This is a genomic window from Chryseobacterium sp. FR054, from assembly GCF_056844565.1.
The window spans coordinates 602904-620104 of sequence record NZ_JBXDSA010000004.1 but is presented as its reverse complement, the minus strand read 5'-3'; the positions used below and the strand labels follow the sequence as shown (position 1 = coordinate 620104).

Below are 17201 nucleotides of genomic sequence, written 5' to 3'. Positions count from 1 at the left end.
TACCCATTACTATTGTCCCTAGCCCCGATAGCAGCGGTTACCCCACAGCATAAAAGGAAAAGAAGAAGGATTTGGCTATGGCAAAGCAGGGCGCGAGGAGTAAGAGCGGATAGCGGGATAAAGCTCCGGAAAATGATTTTAAGAATGGATTTAAGCTTTTGTGTTTAATAAGGTTTAAATTTAATGTATAATTATCTGCATTATCTTTCTGTGATGAAATATCTAATTCGGGCCTATTGTAAAAACTATTTGTGTGCTATACGCCGCCGCCGGAATGGTTACGGAAACGCCTCTTATCTCCAGCTGTACATTGATGCCGGAGTAGTTTACAGTGTTACCAACACCTAATACACCGGTAAAGGTTATTGTGGAAAGTGTGGCCGACGTCGCCTGGGGAATCTCTACGTAAGTAACGTTACCTCCATTGATCGTTGCTGTACATAAGACACAAACCCCGTTAATGGTAGCGGTTCCCCCATTTCTCTTTGCATACAGATGCAGATTGCTGTTCCAGAGGGTGGGAACATAGTGCATGCTGATCCTGGCACCGGCGCTTGTAAGAAGATTGAGGAAAGATTCCGGTAATGCACCGGATAAGGTAATTAAGTTTGGATTATCATAAGTTCCCGTATAATTGGTTCCTGCTTCAGTAATTGCTGGAACACTAACCGCCCAGCTGGTGCCGGCAATACTTATTGTTTGTCCTTCAGTCTCTATATGACCTCCTATCATTAAAAGAATAATGTAAAGGTATTTTTTCATAAATATTTTCCGGATAAAGCGATTATTGGTTTTCATTTTTCAATTTTATTCGGTGATGGTGTAGATGATGGTAACGACTGTATTAGCCTGGGCCTGTAAATTAGCATAATTCCCGGGAACTAACGAAATGGTGAGCCCATGACCGTTGTTTGGACCGTTGCCTGTATAAGCACCCCCTATGCCGCTGATAATGGTAACAGGAGTTGTTGATAGAACCACCTGCCCCGAGGATGTTCCCAGGGTTCCTCCTCCCGCTCCGGAAGCAGCAGCGGCCAGCAGCCTTATATTAACCCCGTCAATGATTTTATTCACAGAGGCTGTAATTCTTCTGGTAAGTCCTCCGGAAGCAATTGCAGAGGTATAATTGATCCACTTTGAAGTATTGGGTGCCGGATTTGCCAGAGCGTTCCCGGCTTCGGTAGGAGCTGTAAAGTTTAAAGTTATATTGCCTGAAGGTTCTATATCCATTAACATGACTTTAGCTAAGGTCATTGTAACGGTAAGGTTGGCAGTCTGGGAATACAGGCTGCCGTATATTATAAAAGCTATTGTTGATAATACGGAACGCATCAGAATCATTTCTTATTTTTTATTTGATTATATCCTACTTTCAGGGATTCCTGCTGGTATTTGATTTCTATCGGCTGTTTGACAATACTGATGTTTAAGTTTTTTATCTCCGCAGGCTGTATGTTAAACTGAAACCGGGTGTTTGAGATCTTGTACCGTTTATCAAGACCGTTCCGGTAAACTTTCACCGTCCAGTTGCCGGGTCTGAGATAGGTAAAATCGAAGTCTTCTCCTATAAAGCAGATTTTACGGTAAGTCTGGTCACTGCTGCTTGCCTCTACAATAATGCTTTCTCTTTTACTTTTGCCTTTTTTATCAATATCTGTCTTATCTTTTTCTTCTGTTTCCTGCAACTGGATTTTCCCCCGGACACCGGCTGCTGATGTTAATCCGAAATTGAAAAAATTTTCTTTATTGCTGAGAGAAAGGGCAGCCGGGAAAGCCTGTGTTGGGATGTCATTGATTTCGGTGGTTGAACGGTCTATTTCCAGGAAATAGTTTCCCGGGATTACATTTCTGAACAGGTAATTCCCTTCTTTATCTGTAACGGATAAATAATTTCCAAGCATCAGCCGTATCCCTTCTGTCTTTTTTATGCCGAGATTACTGATATTTCCGGATAAAGAAATGTATTCTGCCGTTTTCTGAACCGGAATATTGGGACGCCACGTATACCGCATTGAAAATATAAAATCTTTATGTCCTATTTCTCCTCTCTGTAATGAATATCTTCCCGAAAGATCCAGCTCATTTCCGGGAAAGAGCTGCTGATGAAGCAGCAGTTCAAAGAGATTTCTGTCTTTAAAATATTCTTCAGGAATATAATTGTTCTGATAAAATATGCTTAAGCCGGTCTTATCGGAAAACCGGCTGAATATTCTGGCTCCGTAATAAAGATTTTTCTGATTCTGAAGCTGATACCTCGAGGTGACTGTATAGCTTCCGAACAGATTAAAAGACGTTCTGAATTTCTGAAATGAAATATTGGCCGAGTAAAGGCTTGAATTTCCACTAAATCCTGTAAGGTAATTATCTGTTTTACCAAGCTGCCCGTCGAGGCTGATCTGAAATATTCCGATCTGCTGACTGATACTTAGTTTGAAGAACCGTTCATAATAATCAAACTGTCTGGGCTCAAGGCGATCCTGATACTTCTGATAGGCATTATTAAGGGTAATGAAGCCTGTGGAGAGATACCTGTACTGTATTCCGTATTGAAAATATTTTCTGTACGGTGCTGCCAGCAATAAATGGTCCCGTTGAAATTTGTTGGCATCCTGTATATAATTGGCGAAAACACTGAACTTTTGCGTAATATTGTAATATATATTGCCATTGAACGTATTGGTATTGGTAAAATACCCCGCAAATTCCGGACTTGTTCTGATATACATTAAACTTCCGTTGAACTTTTCAAAAATAGCTTCCGCCTGAAGCATATAAGCTGTTCCGTCTGTTTTCTCTGCGGAACTGTAAGCCGCTTCTCCGGAAAGTTTTATATTCCTTGAAATTTTGAATTTTCCTTTAACGTAAGGAAGATGGGTATCCGCATGTAATCCTGTATCTGCATAACCGATTTCTTTGCTCCCCGGAGTCTTATAAAGGTATCCAACGGAAAGTTCCGATTCTTTCCTGATTTTAAACGCTGAATAGATATTGAATTCATCTTTAATCTCTTTGAAAAATCTGGGACGGTTGTAAAACCCGCCCATACTTATCCTGTTAAAATCATACCGGACTTCCGCCCCGCGCCCGTATCTTGCAAACTCGGTTAAATAAGACGATGAATAGGTCTTATCCCCAAGATGAACAAAAAAACGGTCCCGTTTATAATTCACAAAATATTCTTCATATTGGGTAAATGAATTGAATTCTACCGGATTATGTGTGACAGCACGAAACTCAATCTGGTTTTTATTTTCTTTATCCAGTGTCCCCCTGCCATATATCTCCCCCTGGAAACCGTCCCGGTAAACCCCCATATTCTGCATACCGATAAAAGATAAGGATGCCGCGACAGGAAATCTGTGGTAAATGTCATCATCTGCTGGCCTTATCGATATCACCTGCGTGCTTATATAGAGGTCCTGTTTTTCTTTGGGATTATCTTGGGAATAGGCAAGAAGATTCAGATTCTGAATTTCATTCTGTCTGAGTTCCGTGCTCGTGATCCTGTGTATATGAATAACTTTTGATTCACCGGGAGCTAAAGTGACAGATGAAGTATCATCAATAACAGCATTTTTACTTTCCAGAATAATGTTTTCAGTTACATTCCCGTTATTTTTCAATAAAAATGAAGCGCGTATAGTCTCCCCGGCTCTTATAAATTCAGGGAAATTTAATGAGGAAAGGAAAAGCTTCCTGCTTCCTGAAATAGTAATGGGAGAAGTCTTTATAAAAGAGAGTCCGTTGCGACGGTCTGTAATATTCAGCGATACAGTGTAAAGGCCCTGGGCAGTTTCTGCGGCAATCCGTAAGGGAACCAGATATACTGAGGTTTCATGGGAAGGAATTTGAATTTCTCCCTTCTCCAGAATAGGATTGATATTAGGGGTGGAAGTGGTTACTGAAATATCATAAACCTTGCTTTCAGCTGAAATATTTTCTAAAGTGAAGGGAATAGAAGTAGACATTCCGGGCATAAGGCTATCTCTTTTACTGCTCAATCGGTTGGATTGGTGCTGAGAAAAAATAAATACCGGGAATAATAAAAGAATAATGGATGCTGTCCGGGTTCTAATCATTTTTTACTTCTAATTCCACATTCAGGGCAAAAGCATTCTCTTCTTCGTCTGTGGCTATTATGGTGGCATTATATTGGCCAATGGGTACTTTGCTGATGTCGATGTAAAATGTTTTGGAGGTATCGGGAAGCAGCCCCATGACAAGGCTTGAATAGGTTCCTGCCTTTTCGCCGGTTTTACTGTTATAGATTTCAACCGAAGCTGTCGGTTTACAGTAAAGGTTACCATGATTGGCTATGGCAACCTTTAGGGTTTGCTTCCCTTCCTGTTTTTCTACTTTTACACTTTCAAACTTAAGGTTCGGTTTTGCCTTTTCGGTTTCATAATCTGTAATGATCTGGATGGCGTACCGTATAACAGAAGTAATGCTTACCCCTGCTTTGTGTTCACTGGGCTTTATTTCTTCCACGGGCTCTACAATAATCACACTCCAGTAGCTTCCGGGAGCTGCGGTCTGATTGGGGACTGTAATTTCGTAAAGCACTTCTGTCTTTTCTTTGCCCTTCAGCGTGATCAGATTGGTGTTGAGCTTTATCCATTCTCCATTACTGCGTTTATTGGTGCGTAATGCTGTATAATTGATGGTTCCGTCTGCGTGGTAGGCAAAGTCCTGTAAAAATAATTTTACAGCCTGGGGGCTGGTGCCGGTGTTTTCAATGGCAACCTTTCCTTTGTAAACTTTTCCGTTTTCTACCTGGTAAGAATGCGTAAGACCGTTAAGAATCACAATGCCGGCATGTAAGAAGCTGAACTGCAAAATCAGGGTGATTAAAAGAAGAATACGCTTGATCATTATGTAAAGTTGAGGGTTAAATTATAGATCATAGAAAAGCAGGAAGAAACTGAATAACAATTTCTTCATGTCTTTGAAATACAGAACAGAGAATTATACTGAAATTCTAGTTATCTGATATGGTATAGGTAACGGTAGCTACTGTTGTTGCGGTAGCCTGCAAATCTGCATAAGCCGCCACTCCTCCCGGCCCGCTTCCTGCGGCAAGAGCATAAGTAAGATTATGGCCGTTATTGGTTCCGTTACCGGTATAAGCACTTCCGATACCGGAAATAATGGTCTGGTCTGCAGCACTTAATGTCAGCAGCCCTGCAGAAGTACCCAATGTACCGCCTCCGGAACCCGTTGCTGCGGCAGCAGTTACATGAAGGTCCACTCCGGGAATGATTGCATTCATTTTTACACTGACGTTACGGGTAGGATCTGCAACAGATTTTATAGACGAATAATTAAGCCATAAGGTAGTATTGGCTGCACTCGGAACAACAGGATTTCCTGCTTCATTGGGTGCAGTAAACCCCAGTGTGATATTTTTCGTGGCAGCAGGTTCAATATCAACCAGGGCAACTTCCGGGATGGAAATCGTTACCGTGTGATTATCCGTATTCGTGTCCTGTGCTCTCAGGTTTCCGGAGAATGCTGAAGCAAATAATACAATTGCAAAAGGTAATTTCAATTTTTTCATGGTGTAGGTTATTTAATAAAGTGAATTTAATAATAATCGATAAAATATGAAAATAAATTTCTTTTTTTTAAATATTGTTGTTTATTTTCATATTATATGTAATTAATATTGTGAATTATATATGTTAACTATAATAAAAGATATTTTTTCTATAAGTGTCATTATAATAAAAAAGCCTTACACCGGAGGGTATAAGGCCATACAGGTAAATGAATAACTCCTATATCCAGTGTGGATCCGAAACAGACACTTTTCCGTTCTCTATTCTTCCCGCAAAATGCCAGATACAGTCCCCAGATGTGATTTTAAAATCATACCAGCCTTTGTTTTTGGCCAGATCAACGGTCATTTTTTGTTCAGTTTGATGCACCGGAATATTTTTCCGGCTATTTTCGTAAAGATCTTCCAGAACAAAGCTGATATTTCCTTTTTTGTTTTGTCTGAAAATAAATTCAGCCTTATGACTGGCAGCCCTGCTTACAAAAAGCACTTCTGTTTCCTGAATCATACCGCCTTTGAATTTTCTGAAAAAGCCGTTCGGCCCGAAGACCTCACAGTCATAATGCTGAACCGGTATTTCATGGTTCATTTCCTGTTTGGAATACAGGGCATAGGAATAATAAGAAACTCCTTTGCCCGGCATGGCTCTGTCATAAATAATCAGCGGAACCCCGTTTTCTTTCAGATTCTCCATGTGAATATTCTTATTTTGGAGGTTGACGTGGAAATGATAGGGCAGCGGATTAGAAGGCTTGCCACCCCTTTCCTGAATATGGAGAAGTTTTTCATTAAGTTCATTTTCATCATACCATTTCAGATCGGGAACAGGTTTATTTCTGGCCGCATTAATGGTTCTGGCATAATCTTTCTGATCGATATAATCCATCCGGGGAACATTCGTATTGGCTGTATTGAAAGCGGAAGTAAGATCTCCGCAAACAGCTCTTCTCCAGTCACTGATATTGCTTACGGTAACGTCTTTCCCTGATTTCTTTCTGATGAATTTTTCAAGGAACTGAAGTACGGAAGTATGGTCCGAAACTTCAGAATTCACAAAGCCGCCCTTCGTCCACGGAGAAGCGATGATCATAGGTACCCGGTATCCCAGGCCTACGGTTCCTTCAATTCTTTCATGATCTTTCAGAGGAAGGCTTTTCATATACTCCTGGGAACGGTCCACATATTCAGCCCCTTCTTTACTGTTCATATCAACAGGCTGATTGGGGTTTAACGGAGGTGCAAAAGGAAGCACATGATCAAAATAGCCGTCATTTTCATCATAGTTGATGATGAAGATTGTTTTTTTCCATACTTCAGGATCTTTGGTAAGGATGTTCAGAACTTCTGAAATATACCATGCTCCATACCACGGTGATCCCGGATGGTCGGAAAAATGTTCAGGAGCAACCAGCCATGAAACCAAAGGAAGTTTTTTTTCCTCCACATCTTTCCGGAACTGGAACAGGACATCTCCTTTCGGAACAACAAGTCTTTCTCCATGCTCATCCTGCCCGATCTCAAGATTCCGGTAATCCGGATCTTTGCTGTTCGTGGTAAATGCTTTTTCATGAAGATTCCTTTCCTTCTGTGATAGTTTTGAATAATTCTTAGGATCATACCGGATCTGATCTTCTTCCAGTTCACGGATGATCTTTTCCAGTCTTTCTTTCTGTTCCGGTTTCTTCTGAATTTCCTGTTTCAGATGGTCAATCATTTTAGGAATATGCTGATGATAGCCTTTTGAAAATTTAACATTGAAACCTGAAAACCATTCAATCGGGTTATCTGTAAAATTACTTAACCAGGCCTCTTCTTCACCGGACATTCCCTTCGGAAGACTGATTTCATTCTGATAAATCCTCCAGGAAACATTCTGATCTTCCAAAATCTCAGGGAAACTTTTCCAACGCGCCTGTCTGGCTTTATCATAATCAATATTGTCATTGTAGACATTCGCTTTTACTTTACCGGTTGGCTGCTCACGAAGTGTTCCGGACCAAAGGAAAAGCCTGTTGGGAGTGGTCCCTGTAAGAGAAGAACAGAAATATTGGTCAAATATCGTAAACGCATCGGCCAGCTGGTAATAGAACGGGAGATCTTCCCGGTTGTAATATCCCAGGGTAAGCGGAATATCTTTATAATCTTTATTGCCCGAAGCTTTTGCCTGAAGCCACTGGTCGTACTTTCCTTTATTCAGGGCTTTTTGCTGGTCAGACCATGAATGAGGCAGTGAGCTCATCCAGGTAGATTTTGTATTTCTGAGATTCAGCCGTGCAGGCGAAGCATATTTGCCGGAATTTCCTTTCTGGAAAAATACAGAATGGCCATCCTCTTTTATAAAAGCTCTTTTGTCCAGGAACCCCCTTACTCCTCTGAGTGCACCGAAAGCATGATCGAAAGAACGGTTTTCCTGCATCAGGATCACTACATGTTCCGCATCATAAAAAGTAGACTGAGCGGCAGGCTCAATAGTCAGGGCTTTTAAAATGGAAGGGTGCAGCACACCTGAGGTTCCCAGCCCCGCCAGCAATAGACTTGATTTTTCTAAAAATTCTCTTCTGTTCATAATCTGTCGTAATAGAAAGAAACCGCAAGTTAACAGGATTTTCTTACGGTTTCCGGATTTTTATACAATGAATTTGTTTTTAGTTTACTGAAGCCACCACGGTTTGGAATTGATATTGTCGTTTCCTCCGTACTGTGCATTAAGAGCTGCTTTCAGGTTAGCGCTGTTATAATTATATTCAGATTGCGGATACCTGAATCTGAATGGAGCCGAAACCCCTGTCTGCAGCGGGTAATTCGGGAAACCTGTTCTCAGGTAATCGTAATAGGAAGTCCATTGAGCCTGGTGGAACATGGTCATATATTTCTGGATCATGATCTTTTCTATACGGTTTTGCAAAGGATCGGCATCATTATAAACCACCATTGGTGAGGCCAGATACAGATTCACATCAAATCCTGCAAAATACAGATCAGGGTTCTTTACATACGTCTGGTAAAAGCTGAAACTTGCTTTAACGGCATTGTCATAATGAGTTTTTGAAGATCCTGAGATCCATCCTCTGGCTGCTGCTTCCGCTAAAATAAATTCCAGCTCGGAATAGCTCAGTACTGAAGAAGGCTCGTTCGTAGCATCCTTATAAAAACGGTCATTTACCTTTGAGATATTTTTCGCGGTGATCAGTGCTGCATTATCAGAATAAGGAGAAGTAGGGTTTCCTCCGTTATATCCTGTAAAATCAGTAACCGGTTTTGCGGCTTCCTTAGCTGCGGTAGTCTGTGCCGCGAATGTGAAAAGTCTTGGATCGTGCCGGTCTTTAAACATATTAATGAAATAATCCGCCATATATAAACTCGATCCGTAACCGCTGTTATTGAACATGGTGTACCGGCTGTCTGCGGCATCGGCAAATTTCAGTTCGCCATTATCTCCGATAGAAGTCATCAGGGGCTGATTAGCCGCTATTGAAGCAAATTCTCCGGCAACATTGTAGCTGCCCAGCGTAGTCTTTTTAGACATGGTGATCAGGATCTTCAGACGGAATGAATTGATCAGCTTTTTCCATTTGGAAGCGTCACCGTTGTAAATAATGTCCCCTTCAATCTTGTCTGTGGAATTGATCAGGTCGTTGGCTTCTTTCAGTTCAGTAAGGATACCTGCCATCACTGCTTCCTGGCTGTCATATTTCGGCTGGGTAATTTTAGATTCACCTTTTATCGCTTCAGAATAAGGAATGCTTCCCAGCTTCATACTCAGATTAAAGAAATGATAGGCCCGGTAGAATTTACCAATGGCAAGATAATTTTTATTGCCGGTTTTTTCTGCTTCCTGCATCATTTTTACCGTATTCAGAAGGCCTTTGGTGTACACTTCAAAAGAAGCTTCATTCCATTTCATATACTGGTAGGTATTTTCACCGTCGGTTCCTATCATCATTCTTGAGGCATACATATTTTCACCGTTTACCTGGAACGTGTTCATCGATACGTATGTTAAAAGAACTTTCGGGTCTACACTGGCCTGGTCATTAGGATTTTCGTTGATGGTATCAAGACTGGTTTCACATGAGGCCATCATCAGGATTCCTGCTGCGAACAGGGATTTTACAGCTGCACTTTTCAGCTTTGCTGCTGTTTTGTAGGGCATACTGGCTTTTATATTAAGAATTGTATTGTTTTTCATTGTACTGATGCTTTTAAATTAGAATTTGAGATTGAACCCGATTCCGAACCATCTGCTGGAAGGGTCCTGTATATCATTGGAGTCTTTGGTTTTGAGCTGGAAGTCCGGATCGGAATAGAGGTTTTTAGACTTTTTCCACATGGCCAGGTTATATGCTGAAACATTCACGGTTAAATTTTTTACCATTCCTTTAGGATTAAGAAGGGAAGAGAAATCATATTCTAAAATAACAGATCTCAGCTTGATGAAGGTCCGGTCAAAAACATTGGCAAATAATTTACTTTCATCTTCTGTAACCCTTGCCTGGTATGGATAATTCTGTGCCCAGTCCTGGAAGCTGATCGGTTTGGTGTGCGTGGTATATGTTCCTGTGGCAGCATTGTAATTAACTCCGTCCGGTACAAAATAATATGTTCCCGGATTGGCATATTCCAGATCCCTGTATGCCGTAGAGTTCGGGTGTTTCCCGCCCCACCACATTTTTTCAACTACCTGCGATCTCATCACTCCGCCGATGCTTCCGTCGATCCCTATATTTAAAGAAAGCTTTTTATATTTGAAGGTATTGTTGAATCCGAAAGTCCAGTCCGGGTTGAAATGGCCCAGATTGCCTGGAGTATTGGCTCTTGTAGGCATTCCTGTGGCAGCATTCAGAATAACCTTTCCGTCCGGCGATTTCTGCCAGGTATAATCATAGAAGCTGTCCATTCTTTCACCGAGTTTGATGTTGTTGTAGTTCGGCATATTGTCATAAATAGAAGTCAGCTTCTGCTCATACGTACTCCAGTTGATTAAAGATCTCCATGTGAAACTGGCTGTTTTTACAGGAACCAGCCCTAATGAGATTTCAAACCCTTTTGTTGTATACTCATTCCCGTTTACATACTGAGAAGTAAATCCTGATGACTGTGCTGTCGGGAATTCAAGGATATTGTTGTAATCCAGCGTTCTGAAATACGTAGCATCTAATGTAATTCTGTTGTTGAACAATCCTGCACTTAATCCCAGTTCGTAGGATTTGGTCTGTTCAGGTTTCAAAGAATTTTCAACATTCAGGATGGTAGGGTAATAGTTGGTGGGATTGCCGTTGAACGTAATTCCTTTATTGTTCAGATAATAATTTCTGGTTGAATAAGGCTGGAAATCATAGGCTACCTTTGCCCATGAGGCGGAAAGTTTCAGCATGTTCACTGATTTCGGCATTGTGATCAGGTTGGAGATCACGGCACTCACCGAAGCGGAAGGGTAGAAGTAGGATCTGTTGGCTTTCGGAAGGGTAGATGACCAGTCGTTACGCCCTGAAATATTGATAAAGAAGGCATTGTACAATCCGATGTCAATCGTTGAATAGGCACTGTAAATCAGCTTTTCTTTCAGGTAATCATAGTATTTTAAAGCTCCGATGGAGTTTTCCAGAGTATACCGTTCCGGAATTTTCAGCCCGTCTGTTGATGCATTGTCAATATCATTTTTATAGTAAAATGCCGAACCTCCTGCATTCACCGTGAAATCAAAATTGTCAGATATTTTCTTTTTATAGGTAGCCAGCACATCGTAGTTCAGGTTCCATGTCTTGGAATCATTCAGAATATATCCGCCGCTTCTGGGAGCACTGTAATTGAAATAAGAATACGGGCTTAATATTTCCTGCTTATTGTGGTTTTCCACGATAGATATTTTACCCTTTACCGAGAAATCCTGAGTGGCTTTATATTCAAGACCGGTCTGCGCATTGATGATGTTGGTCCTGTTTTTATTTTTGTAGTATTCAGCCCCGAACCAGGGATTATTGTACCATGCATAATTCCAGTTGGCCTGTGCTGTACCTTCTTTTCCCGGGATCCACATATGATTTTTAAGATCTCTTCCGTCTACATCGGCTCCCATCCAGATCAGGATGGTATACATATGCCCGCTTGGGTTGTAATCGTAATTGGGAATATTTGGGGTAAAGGTCTGGTTGAAATTCAATTTGGTATCAAAGATCAGCTTTTCACCCAGATGATTTTCAGAAGAGAAGTTGATTCCATACCGCTGAAGGTAAGAACCCGGAATGCGGTCGTCATAATTCATGAAATTTCCCGAAAGACGGTAAATATCCTTATTGTTTCTGTAACTTACGGCAAAACTGTTGTTATTGATAACGGCCGGCTTCAGGAATGTGTTTAAATTATCATGATACTGCCAGTCGATCGGAACTCTTTCATATCTTGATTTGTCGTTGTACTGCGTTCCGGTTACCGCTCCATACCAGGGGATGACCTGTCCGGTTACTTTATCCCGGATCGGGCTGTTCCATTGGGCAATTTTCAGGCCGGGTGTAAATTTGGGTCCCCAGATCATGTCTCCGTCATTTACTCCGCCATCTGCTCCGTCCCAGAATTCATATTTTCCGTGGGAACCGTTTCCGTATTCGGTCTGTGTTTTTGGAAGGTTGGTGAAACCTCCCGTAATCATGGTATTCTGTGAAAAATCAATGGTAAAACCTTTCTTTTTGGCTGTTTTTGTGGTGATCAGAACAGCTCCGTATCTTCCTCTGGAGCCGTATAATGCGGAGGCAGTTGCTCCTTTCAGAACGTTGATATTTTCAATATTATTGGGATCTAAATTCTGAAAAACCTCTTTTTCTACGATGACTCCATCAATAACAAAAATCAGATTGGAGTTTCCCCTTAAGGTAAACTGGGGAGCCTGCTGCATTCCTGTGGGATTGGAAACGTTCAGTCCGGCAACCTGTCCGGAAAATAAATTTCCTATACTGGGTGTAGTAATCGTTTCAAATTGTTTGGTCCCGACTTCCTGGGTAGCATAACCAATTTTTTCTTTCTTTTTGGCGATTCCCAAAGCGGTTATTACCACTCCTTCAATCTGTTTTTCCTGTGGTTTTTTCAATACTACGGAATATTTTCTTCCGGAAGAAACTTCTACGGTGAACAGTGAAAAATCAGGGGCATAGAACTCAAGGATATCTTTCGGATTGGCTAAGATGGTAAAGTTCCCATTTTCATCGGTAATTGCTGTATTTCCGGTGTTTTTGTCGGTAATACTTACTCCGGAAATTACGGAGCCGTTCTCGGATTTTACATTTCCGGAAATGTTAATTTCTTGGGCAGTAAGATAAAGGGGAAGTAAAAAAACTGCAAAGGAAGCTAGAGTCTTCTTCATTTTTTTGAGGGCAAATTTAGCCCGGCAGTATTACCTGAATTTTACGACCGTATTAAAATAAAAATATGATTTTAATATTTTTTAACACATATAATTAACATTTTGATAAAACGGAATTTTTCTTTTATATAGCAGATTTTGCTTTATTATACTATTTATAGCAGGGTAGAAATCCTGGCATTAATTTTTTTTTGATACCATGGATATACGAATGATTTTATTAGTGGCTAAAAATAAACATTGAACAAAGCAATAATTTAATCAATCCTGTATTGCAGAGTTTATATTACCACGCAAAGTTGATGGATAATTCCGCTTTATTTTAAGTGAGTAAAGTGATGCGGCTTCGTCGCTGGCTTATTCATATACTTCGACGGACCAACGAAGTTGATTCCAGCTTTTGCTCCCTTAAAATCAGCAGTCTTAAAAATGGAAAATTTGCGTTAAGCTGTTTCTAATCAGTGTATTGTATTTTAATCAAAAAATACTCAAAAAATGTGGTTTAGATAAAAAAGATGTGAATGTTATACAAAAAATCAAATTTAGAAATTTAAACAAGCTCTTAACAGTCTTGGTGTATACCGTGTTTAAAATAATTATCCGCCTTTTAGAATCTGCTCAGGATTCCCCAATGGATCTTTATATCATTGAATTTAAAAGGATTTCCAAATTCATTACCATTGGAAAGCTGGAAACTCATCAGCCCGATCGGAATAAAGAAATTAAATCCGAGGCCGACACTGTAAAGCTTCGGCTTGACGTTGAGCGATTTATTATTAAGCTGGCCGTATTGTCCGAAGAGGTCAAAGAAGGCCTGACTGCCTATCAGATACCGGTATTCCAGTCCTGCATAGTAATAGAAATCGGCAGCGAGGGATTTTTCATTGAAACCCCGCATGGAATTCCAGCCTCCGAAGCGGTATAATTCGTTGGCAGAAAACTCTATTTTAGAATCCATCATGGCACCTTCCGCCCTGATATTGAGGAAGTGGTTTCCGGAAATATGATAATTGTGTTCCCCGAAGAAATAGAACTGGTTCTGGTTGGCTTTGATATTATCTTTGGTGTACGTCGTGGTCAGATAGTCATAACCGGCATTGATCCTTGTTTTGTAAAGGAAAAGATCAATATCCGTAGGTTCCGTCATTTCAAACCAGATCCCGATTCCTTTTTTGTTGTAATCTTTTCCCTGAACATACAGGGTATCAATAATGCTCGATGTTTCCAGGGTTCCCCTGATTCCGATCTTATTCCGGTTATTGATGTTATAATAAAAAGCAGGAAGGAATTTCACATTGGCAAAAGTGGAATCCTGTCTGAAGATATTTACCTTCAGGTTCATGCCCACATTAGATTTAAGAAGGTAGGGAATATCGGTCTGAAGGTCAAAAGTCTGCCCTTTATCAGGGTTTCTCTGCCAGTAAAGGTTAACGGTTTCAAAGCCGTTGAACATATTCCTGAAATTCACATTCAGGGTTCCGTTCAGGGTGAATTTTTCCGTTTTATCGTTTCCGAAACCGATTACCCCGTCAAAAGTATTGGTCTTTTTCTTTTCCATGAACAGATAAATACTCGTGGAATCTTTGGTAAACAGAGTTTGGGGCGGCCGCTCCAGAGTTACAAATGCATGGCTCTGAAAATTTTTGCTGATGGCCAGAAGGTTTTTATCATCGTATGTTTTTCCTTTGAATTCCTTTTCGAGATTTTTCATGAACCTCTTCGGAACCCTTTCGTAGCCTTTTACTACAAAACCGTCAATGGTCCGTTTATCATTTTTATTGATGTCAAGCTCAATCACCGGATAGCCGTTTTTCTGACCTTTATATTTTGATTTGATCCGGCTGAAAGAATACCCTTCATCAATAAATTTCTTGTTGATGCTCTTTTTGGTGGAATCTAAATTTTTAGTGAAAAAATCTTTTTGAAGCTTCAGTTTCAGAACAATGGAGTCTGAGAGATTCACAAAGGTTTCATTGAAATTTTTTCCTTTATCAAAGAAGATTTCCGTGCTGTCCCCTTTTACTTTTACCTCTCTCAGCTGGGTGAAGAAATAATTATTCTGTGAAAGGGAATCCAGGAATTTTGCGGCCGATGCGGAATCTTTTACTTTTTTCCGGACATTGGTTTCCGTGTCAATAAGCCAGTACTGTTTGTTCTGTGCTTTAAAGAAAGTACAGGATAACAGAAATAATATGGTAATTAAACGGATCAAATAATAATTTTTACTTTGCTATATATTCTTTTCCTGATTCATCAATGTAGAACTCTTTTCCATCTCTTTCTACCAGCATCATTCCATCTGTAAACCAGGAAAATTTATCATAGGTTTTATCATTAATGTATTTTCGGGCAGGTAAGTTGTATATTTTCTTATTACCATTTTTATCAGCAACAATGGTTAATTTTCCAAACTGATGGATTGAAGAATAACGCTGGTAATTGTCTAAAAATAATTTCCCGTCTTTGGTAAAGTACTGATGCTTTCCGGTATTGGAATATGATCCGGCGATGATATAGGGTTCAAATTTACCCGGTGATGTCTCATAGCCGTGCCCTTCAATATAATCGTAATCAGCAGGGATTATTAATTTTCCTGTATTGCTGATGATTCCGCTTTTCCCATTCTTTCTTACCAGGAACAGAGGTATTGATTTTGCAAAAACGTCAATTCTCTCATATTGCTCCTGAATATCTTTAGGAAGCCGGCTGATGATCTCCTGCTTTTCATTTTCAGCTTTCCTCTCAATTGCTTTTACTTCTGTTTCTGTATCAGACATAAAATCATTCTTCACCTCTGAAGGATCTTCCAGTTTTTTACAGTCTATTTCAGTATTGTTTTCTGCAATACATTTAGATTGGTTATTGAGGCGGACATGGGCAGACATCACATGAGTATAGTTCTTACTCTGGGGATTATATACTTTATATTCTTTAAAAGGGTAAGCAAGATCATATTGAGGTGCAATCACCAGTTTATTATTCTGATCAACAAAACCCCACCGATCTCCTTTTTTAGCAGGAAATAAGGTGGCGTTCTGGCCAAAAACAAGAGATGAAAACAGTAAAAAAATAATATTCTTCATGGCTGATACCGTATATTTAAACTGAAATTAATCCAGTTTATTATATTTTTTCATCAGATTTTCATAGGTTCCCTGTGGAAGAATCCACTTTAAAGGAACTCCTATTTTCTGTCCGAATTTACCAAAATAATAATGGGCTTTCCATTTCTTTTTTCCTAACAGGTTTTCGACATAAGCGGCTACTTCCAGAGGTTCTGTTCCTTCACCTACATGAGCATTCATTAAAGAATATACCTTGTCGAAAATATTTTTATAAGGTTCAGAAACTTTCGTTTTCACCCGGTTTTCTGCAATATTGGTTTTGATATCTCCCAAATGTAGAGAACATACATCAATATTCCAGGGATATACTTCATATCTTATGGCTTCTGTTACTTTGTCCAGTGCAGATTTTGAAGCAGAATAGAAACCACGGAAAGGAAGCCCCATTTCACTTCCGATGCTTGAAATATTAATGATTTTTCCGGATTGATGCTCCCGCATTTTAGGCAGAACAGCACTCATCATCTGAACGGCGCCCACAAGATTGAGGTTGAAAAGCTTTAGAATATCTTCTTTCGTAGAGTCTTCCACGGCTCCTACCATTCCCATTCCTGCATTATTGATCAGAACATCAATCCTTGATTCTGTTTTCAGAACTTCTGCAACAGCATCCTGTATGGCATTATTATCGGTAACATCTGTGGGAACAGACCTGAAATACTGACTTTCCGTATGCTTTCGGCTTAAGCCGTATACCTTATGGCCTTTTTTACCAAAATATTCTGCCAGTACGAAACCTATTCCTGATGAGGTTCCTGTGATGATGATGGTCATGTATTGATATATGAATTTTAGACTTGTTTTTATTCTTCTTCCGGTTTCTGATTGTGAGCCGTATTTCCAGCAAATGTAAAAAAAGAAAAGTGAATCTGCTATTTATTATAATGCAAACATCAATTTTAGTAACGTCTGTTACCATTTTTTAATAAAAACATAAAAATAGATTAACTGAACGGTGCGCATGCTGTTCTATTTTTGCACCTTCTGTTATTAAACTTGTTTAAACTCATTTTAAGTTTAACCCCAAACCGGAGGTTCGACGTAGTCAAAAGAAACAACATTTATGCGCAAAGTATTTAAACTTAAAAAATGACTAAAGTGTTTAAAATAAAACTTTTGTGACTGTTGTGGTTTAATAAAAAAGTTTAAAAAGCTTTATTGAAAA

11 protein-coding genes are annotated in these 17201 nt (G+C 39.9%); all 11 read right to left on the bottom strand.

What is annotated here, in order from left to right; translation table 11 throughout:
* Nucleotides 1-222: 222 nt before the first annotated feature.
* The 11 genes from AC106S_RS19025 to AC106S_RS18975 all read right to left on the bottom strand — a co-directional run bounded on the left by AC106S_RS19025 (nt 223) and on the right by AC106S_RS18975 (nt 16810).
* The gene (locus AC106S_RS19025; protein ID WP_482441247.1) at nt 223-798 is read right to left on the bottom strand and encodes a hypothetical protein; all 576 of its coding nucleotides are present in this window, start codon (nt 796-798) and stop codon (nt 223-225) included.
* Between the two features lie 9 nt (nt 799-807).
* Complete coding sequence (locus tag AC106S_RS19020; protein ID WP_482441246.1) at nt 808-1332, bottom strand: hypothetical protein; 525 nt, start codon at nt 1330-1332, stop codon at nt 808-810.
* A gap of 5 nt (nt 1333-1337) precedes the next feature.
* Nucleotides 1338-3977: a COG1470 family protein gene (locus tag AC106S_RS19015; RefSeq protein WP_482441245.1), complete on the bottom strand. Its 2640-nt coding sequence runs from the start codon at nt 3975-3977 to the stop codon at nt 1338-1340.
* Nucleotides 3978-4071: 94 nt separating this feature from the next.
* Nucleotides 4072-4872 carry a WxL protein host-binding domain-containing protein gene (locus AC106S_RS19010; protein ID WP_482441244.1) on the bottom strand — a complete coding sequence of 267 codons (801 nt, stop codon included), beginning with the start codon at nt 4870-4872 and terminating at the stop codon, nt 4072-4074.
* A 106-nt stretch (nt 4873-4978) separates the two neighbouring features.
* Nucleotides 4979-5557 (bottom strand): hypothetical protein, encoded by a 579-nt coding sequence (locus AC106S_RS19005; RefSeq protein WP_482441243.1) that lies wholly within the window; start codon nt 5555-5557, stop codon nt 4979-4981.
* 220 nt (nt 5558-5777) lie between these two features.
* On the bottom strand, nt 5778-8123 hold the full coding sequence (locus AC106S_RS19000) for a phosphocholine-specific phospholipase C (RefSeq protein WP_482441242.1): 2346 nt from the start codon (nt 8121-8123) through the stop codon (nt 5778-5780).
* Nucleotides 8124-8207: 84 nt separating this feature from the next.
* The gene (locus AC106S_RS18995) at nt 8208-9746 is read right to left on the bottom strand and encodes a SusD/RagB family nutrient-binding outer membrane lipoprotein (protein ID WP_482441241.1); all 1539 of its coding nucleotides are present in this window, start codon (nt 9744-9746) and stop codon (nt 8208-8210) included.
* 18 nt (nt 9747-9764) lie between these two features.
* Nucleotides 9765-12911, bottom strand: a complete 3147-nt coding sequence (locus tag AC106S_RS18990) for a SusC/RagA family TonB-linked outer membrane protein (protein ID WP_482441240.1) — start codon at nt 12909-12911, stop codon at nt 9765-9767.
* Between the two features lie 607 nt (nt 12912-13518).
* Complete coding sequence (locus AC106S_RS18985; RefSeq protein ID WP_482441239.1) at nt 13519-15123, bottom strand: BamA/TamA family outer membrane protein; 1605 nt, start codon at nt 15121-15123, stop codon at nt 13519-13521.
* A 10-nt stretch (nt 15124-15133) separates the two neighbouring features.
* On the bottom strand, nt 15134-15994 hold the full coding sequence (locus AC106S_RS18980) for a WG repeat-containing protein (protein WP_482441238.1): 861 nt from the start codon (nt 15992-15994) through the stop codon (nt 15134-15136).
* A 27-nt stretch (nt 15995-16021) separates the two neighbouring features.
* Entirely contained in the window at nt 16022-16810 is a 789-nt protein-coding gene (locus AC106S_RS18975) for an SDR family oxidoreductase (RefSeq protein WP_482441237.1), read from the bottom strand.
* Nucleotides 16811-17201 lie beyond the last annotated feature (391 nt).

Excerpts from the sequence above, each read along its gene's own strand:
- AC106S_RS19025 (WP_482441247.1), bottom strand. The coding sequence starts at position 798 with ATGAAAACCAATAATCGCTTTATCCGGAAAATATTTATGAAAAAATAC.
- AC106S_RS19020 (WP_482441246.1), bottom strand. The coding sequence starts at position 1,332 with ATGCGTTCCGTATTATCAACAATAGCTTTTATAATATACGGCAGCCTG.
- AC106S_RS19015 (WP_482441245.1), bottom strand. The coding sequence starts at position 3,977 with ATGCCCGGAATGTCTACTTCTATTCCCTTCACTTTAGAAAATATTTCA.
- AC106S_RS19010 (WP_482441244.1), bottom strand. The coding sequence starts at position 4,872 with ATGATCAAGCGTATTCTTCTTTTAATCACCCTGATTTTGCAGTTCAGC.
- AC106S_RS19005 (WP_482441243.1), bottom strand. The coding sequence starts at position 5,557 with ATGAAAAAATTGAAATTACCTTTTGCAATTGTATTATTTGCTTCAGCA.
- AC106S_RS19000 (WP_482441242.1), bottom strand. The coding sequence starts at position 8,123 with ATGAACAGAAGAGAATTTTTAGAAAAATCAAGTCTATTGCTGGCGGGG.
- AC106S_RS18995 (WP_482441241.1), bottom strand. The coding sequence starts at position 9,746 with ATGAAAAACAATACAATTCTTAATATAAAAGCCAGTATGCCCTACAAA.
- AC106S_RS18990 (WP_482441240.1), bottom strand. The coding sequence starts at position 12,911 with ATGAAGAAGACTCTAGCTTCCTTTGCAGTTTTTTTACTTCCCCTTTAT.
- AC106S_RS18980 (WP_482441238.1), bottom strand. The coding sequence starts at position 15,994 with ATGAAGAATATTATTTTTTTACTGTTTTCATCTCTTGTTTTTGGCCAG.
- AC106S_RS18975 (WP_482441237.1), bottom strand. The coding sequence starts at position 16,810 with ATGACCATCATCATCACAGGAACCTCATCAGGAATAGGTTTCGTACTG.